Raw genomic sequence first — 18,829 nt, 5'->3', positions numbered from 1 at the left:
CCACGGAGTGACGCATGTCCTATACATTTCAATTCGGCGCGCTTGCCCAATATCAGAACGAATTGTTGAGCGGCATATGGCTGACGATCAAGCTATCGGTCCTCTCCATCGTGCTCGGTTGCGCGTTCGGCATTCTTTTAGCCTCGCTGCGTTCCATCAATGGCGGCATCGTCCGCATCATCGTGGACGGCTATGTTGAGGTGATCCGCAACACGCCATTTCTGGTGCAGCTTTTCATCGTCTATTTCGGTCTGCCGGGGCTCGGCTTTCGCGTTGGAGCCGATACGGCAGCTCTGATCGGCATGACGATCAATCTTGCCGCCTATTCCACGGAAATCATCCGCGCCGGCATCGAGGCGGTCCACAAGTCGCAGATCGAGGCGGGCGAGGCTCTGGGCTTCACCAAATATCAGATCTATCGTCACGTCATCATCGTGCCTGCCATCGCCAAGGTCTATCCTTCGCTGTGCAGCCAGTTCGTGCTGATGATGCTGGCATCGAGCATATGTTCGGCCATCTCCACCCATGAGCTTGCGGCCGCCGCTGCCTTCGTGGAATCGCAGACCTATCGCTCCTTCGAGGTCTATATCGTCGTCACGCTCATCTATCTTGCGCTGGCGCTCAGCCTGCGGCTCATCCTTGCCCTTGTCGGCATGTGGCTGTTCGGCCGCCGCGTGGCGCGCAAGACGATGACCGCCTTGCCGGAGGTGCAGTCATGACACTCAGAACTTTCGGCTGGAACGAGTTCGGCTTTCTGCTCACCGCCCTGCAATGGACCGTGCTTCTGACGATCATTGCGCTCATCGGCGGCGGCCTCGTCGGTTTCTTCGTGGCGCTTGCCCGCACCTCGGATCTGAAGGCGCTGCGTATCGCTGCCGGCACCTATATCCAGGTCATCCAGGGCATTCCGGTGCTGATGATCCTGTTCCTGTCCTATTACGGCCTAAGCCTTGCCGGACTTGAACTGCCACCGCTGATTGCCGCCGGCGCATCGATGACGATCTATACGTCGGGTTATCTCGCCGAAATCTGGCGCGGCTGCATCCAGGCGGTGCCGAAGCAGCAATGGGAGGCGTCCGAGTCGCTGGCTCTCACCCGCGCCCAGCAATATCGCTACGTCATCCTGCCGCAGGCGATCCGCATTTCCCTGCCGCCGACCGTCGGTTTTGCCGTTCAGGTCGTCAAGAATACGTCCATCGCATCGATCATCGGTTTCGTCGAACTGGCGAGAGCGGGGCAGCTTATCAACAATGCCACGTTCCAGCCGTTCCGCGTCTTCGTCGCGGTGGCCGTGCTTTATTTCATCGTCTGCTACCCGTTGTCCCAGCTGTCTCGTTGGCTGGAAAGGAGGCTTCATGCCGGAAGTAATCGTTGAAAACGTTCACAAGAGCTTTGGCGCTCTGGAAGTCCTCAAAGGCGTGTCGCTGACGGTCGGCCGTGGTGAAGTTTTCGCCCTCATCGGCCGCTCCGGCTCGGGCAAGAGCACGCTGCTGCGCTGCATGAACGGGTTGGAGAAGATAAATTCGGGCCGCATCGAAATCGCCGGCCATGCGCTGGGCGGAGATGCCACGGCGCTGCGCAAGCTGCGCACAGATGTCGGCATCGTGTTCCAGAGCTACAATCTTTTCCCGCATCTGACGGTCGGCGAAAACATCATGCTCGCTCCGCGCATCGTCAAGGACGTGGCAAAATCGGAAACGAAGGACATTGCCCGCGAGGTTCTGCAACTCGTCGGCCTGTCGGAGAAATTCGATTCCTATCCCGACCAGCTTTCCGGCGGCCAGCAGCAGCGCGTGGCGATTGCCCGCTCGCTTGCCATGCGGCCGAAGGTGATGCTGTTCGACGAGGTGACCTCTGCACTCGATCCCGAACTGACGGAGGAAGTGCTGACGGTCATGGAAAACCTCGCCAAGGGCGGCATGACCATGATCCTTGTCACCCATGAAATGGCCTTTGCACGCCGTGTGGCGACCGAAACCATCTTCATGCACAAGGGCAAGATCTGGGAACAGGGCCGCTCGGCAGAACTCTTCGCCAATCCGCAAACACCGGAACTCCGGCAATTCGTCAAGGCCGATGTGAAATAGCGCCTGATCACAAGGACATATCCATGACTACTGAAATCGTACAACTGTGCCCGCTGATCCCGGCACTGGAACAAGAACTCGCGCAGCGCTTCACTGTTCATCGCCTGTTTGAGGCGGCAGACAAGGTGGCATTCCTTTCTGAAAAGGGTGCTGCAATCCGCGGCGTCGTCACCGGTGGCCATATCGGCCTGCCGGCGGATGTCGGCGCCGCGATCCCCAATCTCGAGATCGTCGCCATCAACGGCGTTGGTTTCGACAAGGTGGATCTGGCGGAAGCCAAGCGACGCGGTTTGCGCGTCTCCAACACACCGGATGTTCTGACGGCGGATGTCGCTGACCTCGCGCTCGGTCTTGTTCTGGCGCAGGCGCGCAAGCTGCCGCAGGCTGACCAGCATGTGCGCACGGGGCAATGGCTGAAGGGTGATATGGGTCTTTCCACCCGTGTGGCCGGCCGCCGCTACGGCATTTTTGGCCTTGGCCGCATTGGTCAGGCGATCGCCAAAAGGCTGGAAGGCTTTGATGCGCGCATTTCGTACACCGCCAGAAACCGTCGCGATGTTCCCTATGATTATCACGACAGCATCGAGGCTCTGGCCGCCAATTGCGACGTGCTGATCATCGCCGCCGCCGCCACCGCCGAAACGCGCCATATCGTCAATGCGGATGTGCTGAAGGCTCTCGGTCCCCAGGGTGTGCTCGTCAACGTGGCGCGTGGTTCGCTGGTGGATGAAAAGGCACTGGTCGAGGCGCTCTCGAGTGGCACGATCGGTGGCGCAGCGCTTGACGTCTTTGAAGATGAGCCACGTGTGCCGGAGGCCCTTTTCGCCTTCGAAAACGTCACGCTCGCGCCGCATGTCGGCAGCGGCACGCACCAGACCCGGCGCGCCATGGCCGATCTGGTTCTCGCCAATCTTGACGCGCATTTTGCCGGTAAAGAGCTCCCCACACCTGTCGTGTGATGGATAAGCAATTGACGGTTGCAGTCAAACGCTGCAGCCGTTGCAGCTGCATGAGATTGACTAGGAAGTCCTGTAGCTAACGGTTCAGTGCTATGAAGTATTGATCGGGAAAAGCTTGTTCCACGGCGCAAATGCGCCGTGGCTCAATGCCGGCTCACGGCCGGTATGTCGCAGGAGAGGTTTTGTCTTTGCCGACAATCTGATCGCGCGGTATTTGTCGCGCCATTTCGCTTCAATCCCCCGCCGTCGTTCATATTTATATAATATGTGTAATCCTACTATTCTGCTTCCTTATACAGTAACGAGGCGGATAGTTGCGTTCCAAAGGCCCGAAGTCACGCTTGCAGAACCGGCCGCCGCCGACGAAGTCCGATGCGCCGCCATCCGACCGGCATACGCTGCTTGAAGCGATGATCGATCATGTGCCGGATTTCATCTATGCCAAGGACCTGGAAGGCCGCTTTCTCTTCGCCAACCGTGCCATCGTGACCGAAAACGGGTTCGACACAGTCGAGGAACTGATCGGTCTCACCGATTACGATATTAACGGCGATGCGGCGCAGCGTGCCGGCATTCCAGAGACCGAGGCCCGGGTGATGCGCACGGGAGAGCCGGATCTCGGTTTTGAGGAACGCGCAATGCGCGGCGATATCGACCGCTGGCTGATGATGTCGCGCGTGCCGCTTAGGGACAAGAACGGCGCGATCATCGGTGTGGTTGGTGCCTCCAGGGATATTACCCAGAAGAAGGCCTCGGAGCGACTGCTTCAGGCGCAGGCGCATATTCTCGAAATGATTGTCGGGGCGGCGCGTATCGAGGATTTTCTCGAAGAATTCGTGAAAGCCATCGAAAACCTCGCTACCGGACTTGCCTGCGCTGTTCGCGTGTTTGATGCCGCGGCCGGCGAACCTTCGGTCTATGCCTCGCCTTCGCTTGCACAGCATGCGGGGGTGACCGCACTCATCTCCAGCGTCAGCGATGCCGAAAGCCTGACCTATCCTGCCGGTAATGTGGCCTTCAGTTTCGATATTCCCGCCAGCGAAGGCAATGCGCACGGTTTCGTCTGGTGCATGTTGACGGGCCGCACACCGGATGCGGGGCTTCTGGAGTTCATCGCCGCCGCCGCGCGTATGGCGGGTCTTGCGATCGATCGCAAACGGGCGGCGGAACATATCGCGTTTCTTGCCGATCACGACATGCTGACACGGCTGCCCAATCGCCGCTTTCTGGATACGCGACTGCCGGAAATACTGGCAGCATCGGCAAAAGCGAAGCGGCATGTCGGCATCGGCTTTCTTGATCTCGATAATTTCAAGCAGATCAACGATACGCTCGGCCATAGCATTGGCGATGCGTTGTTGTCGAAAACGGCTGAGCGCATCGCGCGCAGTCTCGGTCGAAACGATCTGGTGCTGCGGGTGGGCGGGGATGAGTTCGTCATTATTCTGCATAAGCAGAAGGACGATTTCGAAAGCCGCCTGCAACACATCCGGGCTGCAGTCTCGCAGCCGCTGCGCCTCGGCAACTACGATATCAAGGTCACATGCAGCATTGGCATGGCATTTTTCCCGGAGCACGGGGAAACCACGGCGGAAATTGTCGCTGCGGCCGATCTTGCGATGTATGAGGCCAAACATCGCGGGCGAGATGGCATTGCAACCTTCACGCCGCGCATGGCGGATGATCTGAGGAAGAAGTTCACCCGCATCGAGGAATTGCGCAGGGCGGTGGAAAGGGACGAGTTCGTTCTCCACTATCAGCCGCAGGTCGATCTTCTGACCGGTTGCATCAGCGGCGTGGAGGCGCTGGTGCGCTGGCAGCACCCGGTGGAAGGTCTGCTCGGCCCCGCGGATTTCATCGGCCTTGCGGAAGAAACCGGCCTCGTCGTGGAACTTGGGGAAAGCATTCTGAAGAAAGCCTGCTTTCAGGCGCAGGCATGGTGCACTGCCGGGCTGCCGCCCGTCAAAATGGCGGTCAATATTTCACCCAGGCAGTTTCAGGGCGGGCTTGTGGAGCAGATAAGGTCTGCGCTCACGCAATCCGGCCTTGCACCGTCTCTCCTGGAAATCGAGATCACCGAAAGTCTCATCATTCAGGATGTGGAAACATCCGTGCGGATCATGCACGTCATCAAGGAGATGGGCGTCAGCCTGGCACTGGATGATTTCGGCATCGGTTATTCCTGTCTCGGCATGCTCAAAACCTTCCCGCTGTCATGCATGAAGATAGATCGGTCGTTCCTTACCCATCTGCCGGAAAAAACCAAGGACAGCGCCATCGTCTCCATCATGATCCAGCTTGCCGTGTCGCTGGGCATCGATGTCATTGCTGAGGGCGTCGAGACCGGCGAGCAGGCAGCGTTTCTGCGTGCCGCCGGCTGCCCCTTTGGGCAGGGTTATTACTTCAGCCGTCCGGTGCAGGCGGATGCGATCGAGGCAATGTTGGGGACTATGATGACTTTCCCTGCCGTCCTGTCCAACAATATCGAATAATTCCCACCTCGGTGGCCTGCCTCTAACCGGATTCGCCGGGCGCGAATTGGCGGAAGGCACGTTGCGCTGTCTTTGCCGCATAGTGGCGTCGGGAGGGAGTGCGGCTATATCACCCTTCTTGCGACCCCACGCGGCATTAAAAGCCCGCATCACCTCATCTTAATCCATGAAACTTGATGCCTTCCCAAGCGATTGCGGGATTGGGCGCAAGTTTGTTCTAGTATTATAATTCAAAAATATTAGAACTAATTTGCGCTATATCTAAGTAATAAATATCGAAATGACCAAATAAAACATTTATATATTATATATTAAACTATTAATTTGTTGTAATTTTACTACGTTATTTGATTGCGTGCTTAAAGGTTACTTGTATTATTTAGATTTAAATTGCGAGTCTCCCGTAGTTTCTGCCATTTGCTAGATCGGCGCAGAGAAGCGGGCGGCAGGGAAAAGACCAGCCCTCGGTTTTGCGCATTCGTTGAAAAATTTTTTGACTGGAGATTAAAAATGAACATCAAGAGCCTCCTCATCGGCTCCGCTGCCGCTCTCGCAGCAGTATCCGGCGCACAGGCCGCTGACGCTATCGTCGCTGCCGAACCCGAGCCCATGGAATATGTTCGCGTCTGCGACGCCTTCGGCACCGGCTTCTTCTACATCCCCGGCACTGAAACTTGCCTGAAGTTCGACGGTTACGTTCGTTTCCAGACCGACTTCGGTCGTAACCAGTCCGGCACTTCCGACTGGGATGCCACGACGCGCGGTCAGTTCAACATCGACACCCGCACCGACACCGAACTCGGCGCTCTGCGCGGCTACATCGGTCTGCGCGGCCAGGCCGACAACGACACTGACCGTAACGTCGTTCTCGATCAGGCTTTCATCGAACTCAGCGGCCTGAAGGTCGGTTTCTACTACAACTGGTGGGATGACGGTCTCTCTGGCGAGTATGACCAGCTCAGCTCCAACCGCACCCGTCTGAACGCCATCCGTTACACCTACGACGCAGGCTCCTTCTACGTTGGTGCCGCTGCTGAAGAGCTGGAAGGCTCGCGCAAGGGCACGTCTGAGCTTGGCGTTTCAAAGGGCGGCAAGTTTAAGACCAACACGAACGATGTCAGCGTAAGCGCCATCATCGGCGGCAAGTTCGGCGGCGTTAAGGCCAACCTGCTCGGCGCTTACGACACCAACCAGGAAAACGGTGCAATCCGTGCAATTGTCACGGCTGACATCGGTCCGGGCACTCTTGGCCTCTCCGGCGTATGGGCTTCCGGCGCCAACTACTACTACGAAGAATCCGAATGGTCGGTTGCTGCCGAATATGCCATCAAGGCAACCGACAAGCTGACCATCATCCCCGGTTTCCAGTACTTCGGCACGATCGATATCGGTGCTAACAACGACTTCGTTGGCAACCGCGATGCATGGCGCGCTGGCGTAGCGACAAGCTACAAGATCACCTCCGGCCTCTCCACGAAGGTTGCAGTGACCTATCAGGACGTGGACGGCAAGAAGGGTGTAAACGGCGGTGGCGACAGCTGGACCGGCTTCCTTCGTCTCGAGCGTTCGTTCTAATACCCGACACAAGAAAAGAGCATAAACCTTGTTAGATAACTCAGATCCACCCCGCAATCCAGCGGGTGAGTAGCTAGCTCCAGTCAAAGTTCCTGACATGACGTCAGGTTTGCTCCCCGGACCCCTCCAGACCGGGGAGTTTTTGATTCACGAGAGATTGAGTGAATTTTTGTCAACAATGTTATTGCTGGCAATTGAAAGCAGTGTGACTGCCGACCGAGCTTCTCGGCCGCATTTCCATACTACCGGCCAAGCACCGCGGCGGGCGGCTGGGGAGGGTGGACCGGTTCTTCGAAGGTTCGCAGTAAACGTCCCCAGCCCGGATCATGCATATGCGCTTCAAGACCCGCGCGGGCGGCGAGTGCCAGTGCCTCTTCCTGTCCAAAGGAGAGAGCCGCATCGACGTCGGTCGTCAGGACACGGCCGTTTTCCATCAGCATTCGGCCATCCACGAAAACGGTATCGACGTCGCTTCCCAGCACCTGATGTACCAGACGGTGCACCGGCATCCACATCGGCATCAGATGCGGTTTACGCATATCGATGATGACGACATCCGCCTTTTTGCCGATTTCAAGCGAGCCGATTTCATCTTCCATGCCGATGGCGTGGGCGGCGTCGATGGTGATCATTTCGAATATCTTGCCCGGCGGCAAAAGGTAGCGATCGTGATTGTGCAGCAGGTGCTGCGTGAATTGCGCCAGACGGGCGGTCTGGAGCATATCGAAGTGACGGCTGGGTGCCGCGCCGTCAGTGGTGATGGCGACTCGAATCCCCTTCGACATCATTTCCATGATCGGCGTTGAGCGGCCCGGCGGGGCGTGGGTCACGCGCGTGCCGGTTTCCGCCAGAATGTCGATTTCTTCATGCGAGATGCCCCAGCAGTGCTGGAGGTGGATATCCGGGCCGAGAAGCGCATTTTCCTTATCCTGAAACGCCATGCGGATTTGCCCCGCAAATGCGTCCGAATGCAGCCTGACGCCCATTTTCCGGGCCGTCTCGCGTATTCGGCGCGCCTGCATGCGGTCGTTTTCCGTCAGTTTCACCGCCTGGTCGGGGCTTGAAGCGTTGGAGGGTTCCACCGAGGGAACGATGGTAAAGGGTGTCAGAAAAACGCTGATGCGTCCGTCTGCCGTTCCGTTCAGGGCCTCGATCGTAGCTTCGCTGCCCTCGATCATTTCCTCGAAGCTTACATTTCGGTGCTCCGGAGAGCCGCTTTCCCATCGGGTCACCGGGTGCGGCCAGGGCAGGCCGGAAGGTCCAACGCAGATGATTTCACGAAGCCCGATCTCGTCATAAGCGCGGGCGTGGTTGATGGCAAAGATTGGGTCGTCGGCGCGTGGCATCGAGGTGATGATGCTGGCACCGGTCGTCACGCCGGCGCGAAGCCGCTCGATGCCGGAGACCAGGCCGTCCGCATACCAGTAATCGCGCGTGACGTAGTGGTAGTAGGTCGGCGTCACGACCTTCATCCACATGGCGTTGGTGTCGGCCGCAATGCTGCGGATCAGCGCGTGCCCTGCATGGCCATGGGCGTCAATGAGGCCGGGAATGATGAGTTTTCCCCGGCAATCTATGATCTGTTTGTCGCTGTGACGTGGCGCCAGCTCCGCTGCTGTACCGATGTCGACAATACGGTCGCCCTGAATGGCAAGGCCACAATCCTCGATGATGCGTCTTTCACGATCCACCGTCACCATCGTGCCGTGCAGCAGCAGAAAATTCCCCATTTCGTCCTCTCCCTCATTGAAGTGCAGCTTGTATCCAGAATCTCGCAATTTTGGATACGATAATTGTCAACAATATTATTGACAATACGGCTGTGCGAAACAATACTCCGCCTTGCCCGGCCGGTTGGTCTGCCGGCTATCCAATGATTTATAAAAAGGGGGGATCAAATGTCCCGAATTAGAAGTTTCGTTCTGGCCGCCATGGCCGCCGCCGCCATTGCCGTTCCCGCAAACGCAGAAACCTTGCGTTGGGGCGGTCGGGCGGATCTTTACTCGCTTGATCCGTATTCGGTGCCTTCCACCTCCAACCTCGCCTTTCTCAATCATATCTATGAAGGGCTGGTGCGTTACGGGCCGGACTTCAAGATCGAGCCGGCGCTTGCGACGGAGTGGAAACTTGTTGATGAAAAAACATGGCGTTTCACCCTGCGCAAAGGCGTGAAGTTCCATGATGGCGCTGAGTTTACCGCTGACGATGTCGTTGCATCTTTCACGCGCGCTTCGGATGCCACCTCGCCATTGCGCGGCAACATTCCGGTTTTCGCCGGCGTGAAGAAGGTCGATGATTACACCGTCGATCTGAACGTCACCGCGCCCACCTCGCTTTTCCTCAACGACATCACCAATATCTTCATCTTCAACGCCAAGTGGTTGAAAGATAACAACAGCGAAAAGCCGACCGACTTCGCTTCCAAGGTCGATGGCTACACGACGATGCACACCAACGGCACCGGCCCGTTCAAGCTTGAGAGCCGCGTTCCCGATAGCAAGACGGTTCTTGTCGCCAACGATGCCTGGTGGGATCAGAAAAAACACAATCTCGATCGCATCGAATTCGTGCCGATTGCCTCGGCCGCAACCCGCGTCGCAGCTTTGCTCTCCGGCGAAATCGACCTGATCGATTCCGCGCCGATCCAGGATCTGCCGCGTCTGGAATCCTCGCCGAACATCACGGTGAAGAAGCGCACCGAGCTGCGCACGCTGTTCATCGGTTTCAATCGCCGCGAAAAGCTGGAAGACGGCAAGCCTAACCCCTTCAACGACCTTCGCGTTCGCCAGGCATTCGAGTCCTCGATCGATCGTGATCTCATCAACAAGAAGGTCATGCGCGATCTTGCAAGACCGTCCGGCTCGCTTATTGCGCCTGAGATTGCGGGTTACGCCAAGTCGCTTGATACCTACCAGCCTGCCGATCCGGCAAAGGCGCAGAAGCTGCTTGACGATGCGGGGATGAAGAACCTTGCATTCACCTATACCTGCATGAATGACGAGAGCATCAACGAGGAAGACATCTGCTCCGGCGTTGCCAACATGCTCAAGCGCGGCGGTTTCCAGCCGACAATCGACATCGCTCCGCGCTCGGTACAGTCTCCCAAGCGCAATGGTGGCAAGGCCGATGTCTTCAACCTCAGCTGGGCGAACGAGCCGACGCTCGATGCCTTCTCGTTCCTGTCGCAGATCCTGTCGACCCGCAAGGGCGCGATGGGCGTTTCCAACTATGGCGGCTGGTCTAACCCCGAGATCGACAAGCTGGTGGATCAGGCAGCACACGAGCAGGACAATACCAAGCGTCTCGCGCTTGAAGAAGCTGCATTGAAAATCGCCAAGGACGAGACGATGCTTGTTCCGCTGCACCAGCAGCCCATCGCCTGGGCCATGCTGGGAAAGGTCAAGAGCGTTGATTTCCGCGCCGACAACAAACCGCGCCACTGGCTGACGCAGGTCGGCAAGTAATCCGGAAATATCAGGGAGGCGTTGGGCATTCCGCTTAACGCCTCCTTGAATGCTCCGCTGCCGGTGCAATTGTTGACATTGTTACGGGCGAATGCGGCCCGTACCCCGTCTCTTGCAAAAATGGGCGAACCTGCCTGCCTTTTGGCCACGGGTTTGCATCCGAGAGGTTACAATGCTGGTTTTCATCATCAAGCGTATGGGAAATGCCATTCTGGTCATGCTTTCCGTCGCGCTTATTGCATTTCTCATTTTCAGGCTTGCCGGAGACCCCGTCGAGCTGATGGTGGGGGAGCAGACATCGCAGGAAGATCGCGCCGCGTTGCGTGAGCGTCTTGGTCTTAACGACAGTCTGCCAACGCAATATCTGCGGTTTGTCAAAGATGCCGCCCAGGGCAATTTCGGCGTTTCCTATCGCAACGGCCAGCAGGTGCTGCCGCTGATCGCGGAGCGGTTTCCGGCCACGCTGGAACTGGTTCTGGTGGCCACGATTATATCGCTTGTCGTCGGCCTGCCGCTCGGGGTGCTGACGGCGATCAGGCGCGGAAAGTGGTATACGGAGGGCCTGCAATTCCTGTCGATTGTCGGCGTCTCGCTGCCAAGCTTCGTTGTCGGCATTCTGCTTATTCTCGTCTTTTCGGTCAGCCTCGGCTGGGCGCCGGCCTTTGGTCGCGGTGATGTCGTGCAGCTCGGCTGGTGGTCCACCGGCCTGCTCACCTCATCGGGGCGTGCCGCACTCATTCTGCCTGCCATCGCGCTCTCGCTTTACCAGATCACGCTCGTCATGCGTCTGGTCCGCGCCGAGATGCTGGAGGTGCTGCGGTCCGATTTCGTGAAGTTCGCCCGTGCACGCGGCATTCCCCGCTGGCGCATATATTTCCGCCATGCGCTGCGCAACTGTCTTATGCCTGTTGTGACGCTGACGACGATGAATGTCGGTTCGCTCATCGCTTTTGCGCTCATCACCGAGACGGTGTTTCAGTGGCCGGGCATGGGCATGCTGTTCATACAGGCGGTGACGTTTCTCGATATCCCCGTCATGGCGGCCTATCTCTGCATCATTTCCTTCATCTTCGTTGTCCTCAACACGTTCGTCGACATTGCCTATGCGGTGATCGATCCGCGTCTGCGCACTGCGCGCTAACCGAAGGGAGCCGGTTTCATGGCCACAGACCTTCCGCAAACGGCAAAACCTGCCCGCCCGTCGCTCATCAAGCGCATACGCAACAGCGATCTCTACTGGTCGTTCAGCCACAGCAGATCGGCCAAGATCAGCGCGCTGATCCTTGCAGTCCTCATCCTCGCCGCCGTTTTCGCGCCCCTGATCGCACCGCAGAACCCTTATGACGGCGCTTCGCTCGACATGTGGAAGGCCGAACTGCCGCCGGTGTGGCAGGAGGGCGGCGAATGGCCCTATCTGCTCGGCACGGATACGCAAGGGCGCGACATGCTCTCCGCTATCCTCTACGGCACGCGCATATCGATAGTCATCGGTGTTGCCTCGGTGGCGCTTTCCCTGGTCATCGGCATGACTGCCGGGCTTGTGGCCGGTTATTTTGGCGGTTTTGCCGATAATCTCCTGATGCGCATCGGCGATATCACGCTCTCCATTCCGACAATTCTGGTGGCAATTCTCGTCTCCACGGTCGTCAGACAGATGCTCCCGGACAATCTTCGCGAGGTCGGCGCATCTGCCGTGCTCATTCTCGCCATCGCGCTTTCCGCCTGGGTGCAATATGCGCGCACGGTGCGTGCCCAGGCGATTGTCGAAACCGGCAAGGACTATGTGCAGGCAGCGAAGCTGATCGGCGTTCCCGCGCGCCGCATCATGGCAAACCATATTCTGCCCAATACGCTGACGCCGATCATGGTTGCCGCCACGCTCAACTTCGGCATGGCGATCCTGACCGAAGCGACGTTGTCGTTCCTCGGCATCGGCATGCCACCCAGCCAGCCGTCGCTCGGAACGCTGATCCGCATCGGCAACCAGTTCCTGTTTTCCGGTTCCTGGTGGATCGTGTTGTTTCCCGTTTTCCAGCTCTGCCTGCTCGTCGTCACCGTCAACCTTCTGGGTGACTGGCTGCGCGATGCGCTCAATCCGAAACTGAGGTGAGTTCCATGTACGATCTTCTGCTCCGCAACGTCAGGCCCATGGCGGGCGACACCTGCGATATTCTGGTAAGACAGGGAAAGATTGCCGGTTTTGGAAAGTTCGAGGCCGAACCCGGCATGGCGGTCGAGGATGGCAACGGTGCAATCGTTGCGCCCGGTCTCATCGATGCACACACCCATCTCGACAAGACGACATGGGGCATGCCCTGGCATGAGAACAACCGTGCGGCCATCCTGCGCGGACGGATCGATTTCGAGCGCGAGAACCGCACCCAGATCGGTATCGATCCGCACCGCCAGTCCATGCGCCACGCCATCGGCCTTGCTTCAAACGGCGGCACGCATATCCGCAGCCATGTGGATATCGATCCGACCCACGGCCTGAGGCTTGTCGAAGGCATATGGGAAACACGTGAGAAGCTGAAAGGCATCATCGACATCGAGGTCGTTGCCTTTCCGCAGTCCGGCGTCATGGTCATGCCCGGCACGGTGGAGTTGCTGGACGAGGCCCTGAAACAGGGTTGCGAAGTCCTTGGCGGCATCGATCCCTGCGGCATCGATCGCGATGCCAAAGGCCAGCTCGATATTCTCTTTCAACTCGCGGTCAGGCACGGCGTGCCGATCGACATTCATCTGCATGAGGCTGCCGATCTCGGCGCCTTCACGATGGAGCTGATCTTCGAGCGTATTCGTGCCAATGGCATGGAAGGAAAGGTCGCAATCAGCCACGCCTTTGCGCTGGGCATGAATGATTACATCAGGGTCGGCAAGCTGATCGATGAAATCGCCCGGCTCGATGTGGCGATCCTGACGACGGGCGCGCCCTCGGCAACCGTGCCGTCGATCATGCGGTTGAAGGAAGCCGGCGTTCGCGTTGGCGGCGGTTGTGATGGCATTCGCGATACCTGGGGACCCTGGGGCCAGCCGGATATGCTCGACCGGGCCAAGATCATCGGCATGAAGAACGGCTTGCGCTCGGATATCGAGCTTGCGCATGTCCTGCATGTCGTCTCGCAGGGTGGTGCCGATGTCATGGGCCTCAAGGATTACGGTCTTGAGGTTGGCTGTGCCGCAGACTTCACGCTGCTGACCGGCGAAACATTGGCCCATGCCGTTGTCGATGTCGCGCCACGGCCGCTGGTCGTAAAGGGCGGACGCGTGACCGCCAGAGGCGGCAAGGCGGTGGTGGAGGCGCCATGATGAACAATCCGCTACAGTCTATCGCTCTCGGTGAACGCCCCTCCGGTCGCACGCTGCTCACCGCAAGCTGGGTGGTCGGTCATAAGGACGGGTCTCACCGACTGTTGAAAAACGGCGAAGTGGTTTTCGAGAACGGCGAAATCCTTTTTGTCGGCCATGGCTTTCCGGGCGAGGTCGCGCGCCGCGTCGATTTCGGCAATGCCCTGATCAGCCCCGGCCTGATCGACCTCGATGCGCTTTCCGATTTCGATACGACTATTTTGGGCATCGACAATCACCCCGGCTGGGCGAAAGGCCGTGTCTGGCCGCGCTCTTATGTCGAGGCCGGTCCTTACGAGATGTATTCCGAGGATGAGCTTGCCTTCCAGAAACGTTTCGCCTTTGGCCAGCTTCTCCTCAACGGCATCACCACGGCGGCACCCATTGCCTCGCTGTTTTATCGTGAATGGGGAGAAACGGTCGCTGAATTCGAGGCTGCGGCCGATGCTGCCGGCGAACTTGGTCTCCGGGTCTATCTCAGCCCCGCCTTCCGCTCCGGCGGCATGGTGCTGGAAGAGCCGGGACGCATGGTGCCCGTGTTCGATGAGGAGCGCGGTCTTCAGGGGCTGAAGGAAGCAGTGTCGTTCATCGAACGGCAGACCGGAAGACACGGTGATCTCGTCCGCGGCCTTCTGGCACCTGATAGGGTAGAAACATCGACGCTCACCCTGCTCGAAAGAACCGATGCGGCCGCCCGTGATCTCGGCTGCAAATTCCGGCTGCACATGGCGCAGGGCACCATGGAAGTTGACACGGTTCGCAAGCTGCATGGCTCAACCGCGCCGGTATGGCTCGCAAAAGCAGGCCTGCTGAGCGACCGCCTTATCGCGCCGCATGCCACCAATGCGACGCAGGAAGATCTGGCACTCTATGCAGAAAAGGGCGTGTCGATCGTCCACTGTCCGCTGGTGTCGGCCAGAAGCGGCAGTACGCTGTCGTCCTTCTCCGCGTGCCGGCAGCTTGGAATAAACATTGCGATGGGCACCGATACGGCGCCCGCCGACATGTTGATGAACCTGCTTGTCGGTCTCATAACCTGCCGCATCAATGACGGTGCTCCAGATAAGGTCCGCTCGGCCGATCTGTTCGACGCCGCCACGCTCGGCGGCGCTCGGGCGCTGGGTCGCTCCGATCTCGGGCATCTTTCCAAGGGTGCGCGCGCCGATATCGCGGTCTTCGATCTGGATGACACGGTCATGGCACCGAGCCTCGATCCGATCACGACGATTGTCACTGGCGGTTCGGGCAAAATCACGCGCGCCGTGTTTGTCGATGGCCGTCTCTCCATGCGGGAAAGACAGGTCGCGAACATCGACATGGCGAGCGCCCGCGTTCAGGCGCAGGCACAGTTCGATGGGCTGATCGCGAAATATCCCGAGCGAAGCTGGGCCAATCCGCCCGTTTCGGAAATCTTCCCCCCGAGCTACCCGGTGGAGGTGAATACCAATGGATGACATGAACCAGTCGGTTATCGATGTCCGCAATTTGAAAGTCGAGTTTCCCGGCCGCCGGGGAACGGTGACGGCACTTTCGGATATCAGCCTTTCCATCCGCCCCGGCGAAATCCTCGGTGTGGTCGGGGAGTCCGGTGCCGGAAAATCCATGACCGGCCTTGCGATACAGGGCCTGCTCGAAAAACCGGGCCGCATCGCGGATGGCGAAATATGGCTTGGGTCGCGTCGTATCGATCAACTCGATGACAGGGCGATGGAAAGCATCCGTGGCCGGGAAATCGGCGCGATCTTTCAGGATCCGCTCACCTCACTCAATCCGCTGTTCACGGTTGGCGCGCAGCTCGTGGAGACGATCCGCCAGCATCTGCCACTTTCGAAAAGGGATGCAAAGGCACGCGCAGTCCAGCTTTTGCGTGATGTCGGTATCCCATCTCCGGAAGAGCGCGTCGATCACCATCCGCATCAATTCTCCGGTGGTATGCGTCAGCGCGTCGTCATAGCGCTCGCACTTGCGGCGTCGCCGAAACTGATCATCGCCGATGAACCGACGACGGCGCTTGACGTGTCGATCCAGGCGCAGATCATCTCGCTGCTGCGCAAGCTCTGCAAGGAAAAGCAGACGGCTGTCATGCTGGTCACCCATGATATGGGCGTCATCGCCGAAGCGGCCGATCGCGTTGCCGTGCTTTATGCCGGCAGGCTGATAGAGGTGGGGCCGGTCGAACAGGTTCTCCATGCGCCGAGGCACCCCTATACGCAGGGCCTGATGGCCTCCATTCCTTCGCTCGGCGCGCGAGTGGAACGGCTCAACCAGATCGACGGTGCCATGCCGCGTCTCGACGCCATCCCGCCCGGATGCGCCTTCAATCCGCGCTGCGGCTTCTCAGGACCGCGTTGTCTCCGCGAGCGGCCGGAACTGGAAGCGGTGGGTGATGGCGCCAGCGCTTGCTGGATGAATGCAGGAGGTACAGCATGAACACGCCCGTTCAAAGAACACCCGCATTGACGGTCAAGGGCCTCACCAAGACCTTCGATGTCTCTGCCCCATGGCTCAACCGGATCATTGAGCGCAAGCCCCGGCAATTCGTCCAGGCCGTAAACGACATCGATTTTACGGTTCCGGCGGGCGGCTGTCTCAGCATCGTCGGGGAAAGCGGCTGCGGCAAGTCCACGGTTGCCCGTCTGGTGACCGGGCTGTTCCGGCCAAGTGCTGGTAATTTCCACTTCGCCAAGGGTCGCAAGGATACACCGCTTTCGGCGCAGATGATCTTTCAGGATCCCTATGCCTCGCTCAATCCGCGCTGGCGGGTGAAGAATATCATTGCCGAACCCATCCGCGAACTGAAACTTCGTGCGACCCGGGCCCAGACCATGGAACGGGTGGAGGAACTGTTGCTGACGGTTGGTCTGTCTGCTTCGGACGGCGAAAAGTTTCCGCATGAATTTTCAGGCGGCCAGCGTCAGCGCATCTCCATTGCCCGCGCTTTGGCAAGTGAGCCCGAGTTTCTGGTCTGTGACGAGCCTACATCGGCACTCGATGTATCGGTGCAGGCGCAGGTGCTGAACCTGATGCGACGCCTTCAGGACGAGTTGGGGCTGACCTATCTGTTCATCAGTCATGACATGAGCGTGGTTCGCCACATGTCGGATCGCATCGCGGTCATGTATCTTGGCCGCATCGTTGAGGAGGGCGACACGGAGGAGCTGTTCGCCCGCCCGCGTCACCCCTATACCCAGCTTCTGCTGCAGACCATTCCCAATATCGACGCGCCGCGCCGTGACCGGGAACTGGTTGCCGGTGAGGTTCCAAGCCCGCTCAAACCGCCATCGGGATGCACGTTTCATCCGCGTTGCCCGCTTGCAACGGCGCGTTGTTCGGCGGAGGTGCCAAAGGTGCGCACGCTTGCCGGCGGCACACGTGTCGCCTGCCATCTGGTGGCGGACGAAGAAGAGCTGGTTGTGAAGGAAAGAGAACTCGTCTGACCGTCGGGTCAGGCGAGTGCGGCGCGCAGATCGTGGGAAAGGTCGCGGATTTCGCTGAGATCGAGTTCCGCTTCCACATGTTCCAGATGGTGGGTCATCAGATGCGTGGCTTTCGCCGGGTCGTTATTGGCAATCGCATCGACGATTTCCGCATGCTCGTCCGGTCCGCAATTGAAGCGGTCGGTGTTGCGGTAAACGGCGGTGATGAGGGAGGAACGCGAAATGAGGTCGCGCATGGTGGTGAACAGGAAATCGGAACCGGCCGTTTCCGCAAGCAGCAGATGGAACCCGCCGGAGAGCTTGATGATATCTGTGGTGATGTTGTGAGCATTGGCCACGCGCTCCTTGGCGACATGGTCGCGAAGCCGTTTCAGATCCGCCTTGGTGGCCGATTTGCACAGACGTTCAACGACACATTGCTCCACGGTGCGACGCACGAAGAACACATCTCTGGCTTCTTCGACCGATGGTTTCGAAACGAAGGCGCCGCGATTGGGAACGATGGTGACGAGACCGTCGCGCTCCAGAACGGACAGGGCCTGACGGATACGTGCACGGCTGACACTGAAAATTGTCGCCAGTTGTTCTTCCTTCAGCTGCACGCCGGGACGCAGCCGCCGCTCAGCGATGGACAGCCAGACTTTCTCGACAATTTGCTGTGTGGACTGGCCGTTCTGCTCGGTCATTTTGTTCGCTCTCCATTAGGGTTAGAAAAGCGTGATGCCGCCGAAAAAGTCAACTGTTTCAAGAGGGTTTTGGTTGCATAATTGTCAACAATATGAAACAATATTGTATACTATAAACAGGGCAACGTCATGGAATTCGACTTCACCACGCTTGAGCCACAGAGCCGCTATCGGTTGCTGACGAATTTTATTGGTCCACGGCCGATAGCGCTTGTCACGACCCGCTCGGAAGCGGGCCACAACAATGCAGCGCCGATGAGCTTTTTCAACGTCTTCTCCCATGATCCGCCCATCGTTGTTCTCGGAATCCAGCCGCGTCTGAATGGCGAGGAGAAGGACACGATGGCCAATATTCGCCGCACCGGCGAGTTTGTCGTCAACATGGTCGATATGACTATTTCCGAACATATGCTTGTCTGCGGCCTCGGTTTCGACAGCGAGGTCGACGAACTTTCCATGGCGCAGTTGACGCCGGCGCCCTGCAACAAGATCGATGCAAGCTTTGCAGCGGAATCGCCCTGCGCCTTCGAGTGCCGGGTGGAGCGCCTGATCGATTATCCGCGCCGGACGCTGGTGCTGGGGGAGGTCGTGCACATGCATGTCCACAGGGACTGCCTCGACAAGGAGGGGCATTATGTCGATCCGGACCGATACCAGCCGATCGCACGCCTCCATGCCGACAATTACATTACCTCGGATCGCCAGTTCGTCTTGAAGGCGCCACCCATTACCGACTTCATCAAGCCAGATGGCAAGTGACAGTCCCGAAAGGCTGACCTGA

16 protein-coding genes are annotated in these 18,829 nt (G+C 58.6%); 14 read left to right on the top strand and 2 right to left on the bottom strand.

Going from position 1 to position 18,829, the window contains the following annotated elements:
• Positions 1-14: 14 nt before the first annotated feature.
• The 6 genes from T18_RS12925 to T18_RS12900 all read left to right on the top strand — a co-directional run bounded on the left by T18_RS12925 (position 15) and on the right by T18_RS12900 (position 7,113).
• On the top strand, positions 15-719 hold the full coding sequence (locus T18_RS12925) for an amino acid ABC transporter permease (protein ID WP_004431329.1): 705 nt from the start codon (positions 15-17) through the stop codon (positions 717-719).
• On the top strand, positions 716-1,375 hold the full coding sequence (locus T18_RS12920) for an amino acid ABC transporter permease (protein WP_003505666.1): 660 nt from the start codon (positions 716-718) through the stop codon (positions 1,373-1,375). The genes T18_RS12925 and T18_RS12920 overlap by 4 nt, the downstream gene beginning before the upstream one ends.
• Positions 1,356-2,087 carry an amino acid ABC transporter ATP-binding protein gene (locus tag T18_RS12915; protein WP_004431334.1) on the top strand — a complete coding sequence of 244 codons (732 nt, stop codon included), beginning with the start codon at positions 1,356-1,358 and terminating at the stop codon, positions 2,085-2,087. Before T18_RS12920 ends, T18_RS12915 begins: the two co-directional genes overlap by 20 nt.
• 23 nt (positions 2,088-2,110) lie before the next feature.
• Positions 2,111-3,046, top strand: coding sequence for a 2-hydroxyacid dehydrogenase (locus T18_RS12910; RefSeq protein WP_004431336.1), 936 nt, complete (start codon positions 2,111-2,113; stop codon positions 3,044-3,046).
• Between the two features lie 341 nt (positions 3,047-3,387).
• On the top strand, positions 3,388-5,538 hold the full coding sequence (locus T18_RS12905; protein WP_038495940.1) for a putative bifunctional diguanylate cyclase/phosphodiesterase: 2,151 nt from the start codon (positions 3,388-3,390) through the stop codon (positions 5,536-5,538).
• A 510-nt stretch (positions 5,539-6,048) separates the two neighbouring features.
• Positions 6,049-7,113 (top strand): porin, encoded by a 1,065-nt coding sequence (locus T18_RS12900; protein WP_038495427.1) that lies wholly within the window; start codon positions 6,049-6,051, stop codon positions 7,111-7,113.
• A 242-nt stretch (positions 7,114-7,355) separates the two neighbouring features.
• Here T18_RS12900 and T18_RS12895 read toward each other — a convergent pair whose 3' ends face one another.
• Positions 7,356-8,843, bottom strand: coding sequence for an amidohydrolase family protein (locus tag T18_RS12895; RefSeq protein WP_004431341.1), 1,488 nt, complete (start codon positions 8,841-8,843; stop codon positions 7,356-7,358).
• 168 nt (positions 8,844-9,011) lie between these two features.
• On the opposite strand from T18_RS12895, the gene T18_RS12890 reads away from it, so the two are divergent.
• The 7 genes from T18_RS12890 to T18_RS12860 all read left to right on the top strand — a co-directional run bounded on the left by T18_RS12890 (position 9,012) and on the right by T18_RS12860 (position 17,362).
• Positions 9,012-10,577, top strand: a complete 1,566-nt coding sequence (locus T18_RS12890; protein WP_038495429.1) for an ABC transporter substrate-binding protein — start codon at positions 9,012-9,014, stop codon at positions 10,575-10,577.
• A 172-nt stretch (positions 10,578-10,749) separates the two neighbouring features.
• Positions 10,750-11,718: an ABC transporter permease gene (locus T18_RS12885; RefSeq protein WP_004431345.1), complete on the top strand. Its 969-nt coding sequence runs from the start codon at positions 10,750-10,752 to the stop codon at positions 11,716-11,718.
• Between the two features lie 18 nt (positions 11,719-11,736).
• Positions 11,737-12,687, top strand: coding sequence for an ABC transporter permease (locus T18_RS12880; RefSeq protein ID WP_038495432.1), 951 nt, complete (start codon positions 11,737-11,739; stop codon positions 12,685-12,687).
• Positions 12,688-12,692: 5 nt separating this feature from the next.
• Positions 12,693-13,886 carry an amidohydrolase family protein gene (locus T18_RS12875; protein WP_038495435.1) on the top strand — a complete coding sequence of 398 codons (1,194 nt, stop codon included), beginning with the start codon at positions 12,693-12,695 and terminating at the stop codon, positions 13,884-13,886.
• Positions 13,886-15,379, top strand: a complete 1,494-nt coding sequence (locus T18_RS12870) for an amidohydrolase family protein (protein WP_038495438.1) — start codon at positions 13,886-13,888, stop codon at positions 15,377-15,379. The genes T18_RS12875 and T18_RS12870 overlap by 1 nt, the downstream gene beginning before the upstream one ends.
• On the top strand, positions 15,372-16,355 hold the full coding sequence (locus T18_RS12865) for an ABC transporter ATP-binding protein (protein WP_004431353.1): 984 nt from the start codon (positions 15,372-15,374) through the stop codon (positions 16,353-16,355). Before T18_RS12870 ends, T18_RS12865 begins: the two co-directional genes overlap by 8 nt.
• On the top strand, positions 16,352-17,362 hold the full coding sequence (locus T18_RS12860) for an ABC transporter ATP-binding protein (RefSeq protein WP_038495441.1): 1,011 nt from the start codon (positions 16,352-16,354) through the stop codon (positions 17,360-17,362). Before T18_RS12865 ends, T18_RS12860 begins: the two co-directional genes overlap by 4 nt.
• A gap of 8 nt (positions 17,363-17,370) precedes the next feature.
• Here T18_RS12860 and T18_RS12855 read toward each other — a convergent pair whose 3' ends face one another.
• A complete protein-coding gene (locus T18_RS12855; protein WP_004431355.1) occupies positions 17,371-18,048 on the bottom strand; it encodes a GntR family transcriptional regulator in 678 nt (225 codons plus the stop codon).
• Positions 18,049-18,177: 129 nt separating this feature from the next.
• Between T18_RS12855 and T18_RS12850 the strand changes: the two genes are divergently transcribed.
• The gene (locus tag T18_RS12850) at positions 18,178-18,807 is read left to right on the top strand and encodes a flavin reductase family protein (RefSeq protein WP_013761067.1); all 630 of its coding nucleotides are present in this window, start codon (positions 18,178-18,180) and stop codon (positions 18,805-18,807) included.
• Positions 18,808-18,829: the final 22 nt, after the last annotated feature.

Source organism: Rhizobium sp. TBD182 (assembly GCF_001950375.1).
GTDB classification, from domain to species: Bacteria; Pseudomonadota; Alphaproteobacteria; order Rhizobiales; family Rhizobiaceae; genus Agrobacterium; species Agrobacterium tumefaciens.
Note: the sequence above shows the minus strand (reverse complement) of the source record. Positions and strands in the feature narration are given on the sequence as shown.

What these genes read in the sequence shown, in the direction of transcription:
- T18_RS12925 (WP_004431329.1), top strand. Translation starts at nt 15, where the DNA reads ATGTCCTATACATTTCAATTCGGCGCGCTTGCCCAATATCAGAACGAA.
- T18_RS12920 (WP_003505666.1), top strand. Translation starts at nt 716, where the DNA reads ATGACACTCAGAACTTTCGGCTGGAACGAGTTCGGCTTTCTGCTCACC.
- T18_RS12915 (WP_004431334.1), top strand. Translation starts at nt 1,356, where the DNA reads ATGCCGGAAGTAATCGTTGAAAACGTTCACAAGAGCTTTGGCGCTCTG.
- T18_RS12910 (WP_004431336.1), top strand. Translation starts at nt 2,111, where the DNA reads ATGACTACTGAAATCGTACAACTGTGCCCGCTGATCCCGGCACTGGAA.
- T18_RS12900 (WP_038495427.1), top strand. Translation starts at nt 6,049, where the DNA reads ATGAACATCAAGAGCCTCCTCATCGGCTCCGCTGCCGCTCTCGCAGCA.
- T18_RS12895 (WP_004431341.1), bottom strand. Translation starts at nt 8,843, where the DNA reads ATGGGGAATTTTCTGCTGCTGCACGGCACGATGGTGACGGTGGATCGT.
- T18_RS12890 (WP_038495429.1), top strand. Translation starts at nt 9,012, where the DNA reads ATGTCCCGAATTAGAAGTTTCGTTCTGGCCGCCATGGCCGCCGCCGCC.
- T18_RS12885 (WP_004431345.1), top strand. Translation starts at nt 10,750, where the DNA reads ATGCTGGTTTTCATCATCAAGCGTATGGGAAATGCCATTCTGGTCATG.
- T18_RS12880 (WP_038495432.1), top strand. Translation starts at nt 11,737, where the DNA reads ATGGCCACAGACCTTCCGCAAACGGCAAAACCTGCCCGCCCGTCGCTC.
- T18_RS12875 (WP_038495435.1), top strand. Translation starts at nt 12,693, where the DNA reads ATGTACGATCTTCTGCTCCGCAACGTCAGGCCCATGGCGGGCGACACC.
- T18_RS12870 (WP_038495438.1), top strand. Translation starts at nt 13,886, where the DNA reads ATGAACAATCCGCTACAGTCTATCGCTCTCGGTGAACGCCCCTCCGGT.
- T18_RS12865 (WP_004431353.1), top strand. Translation starts at nt 15,372, where the DNA reads ATGGATGACATGAACCAGTCGGTTATCGATGTCCGCAATTTGAAAGTC.
- T18_RS12860 (WP_038495441.1), top strand. Translation starts at nt 16,352, where the DNA reads ATGAACACGCCCGTTCAAAGAACACCCGCATTGACGGTCAAGGGCCTC.
- T18_RS12855 (WP_004431355.1), bottom strand. Translation starts at nt 18,048, where the DNA reads ATGACCGAGCAGAACGGCCAGTCCACACAGCAAATTGTCGAGAAAGTC.
- T18_RS12850 (WP_013761067.1), top strand. Translation starts at nt 18,178, where the DNA reads ATGGAATTCGACTTCACCACGCTTGAGCCACAGAGCCGCTATCGGTTG.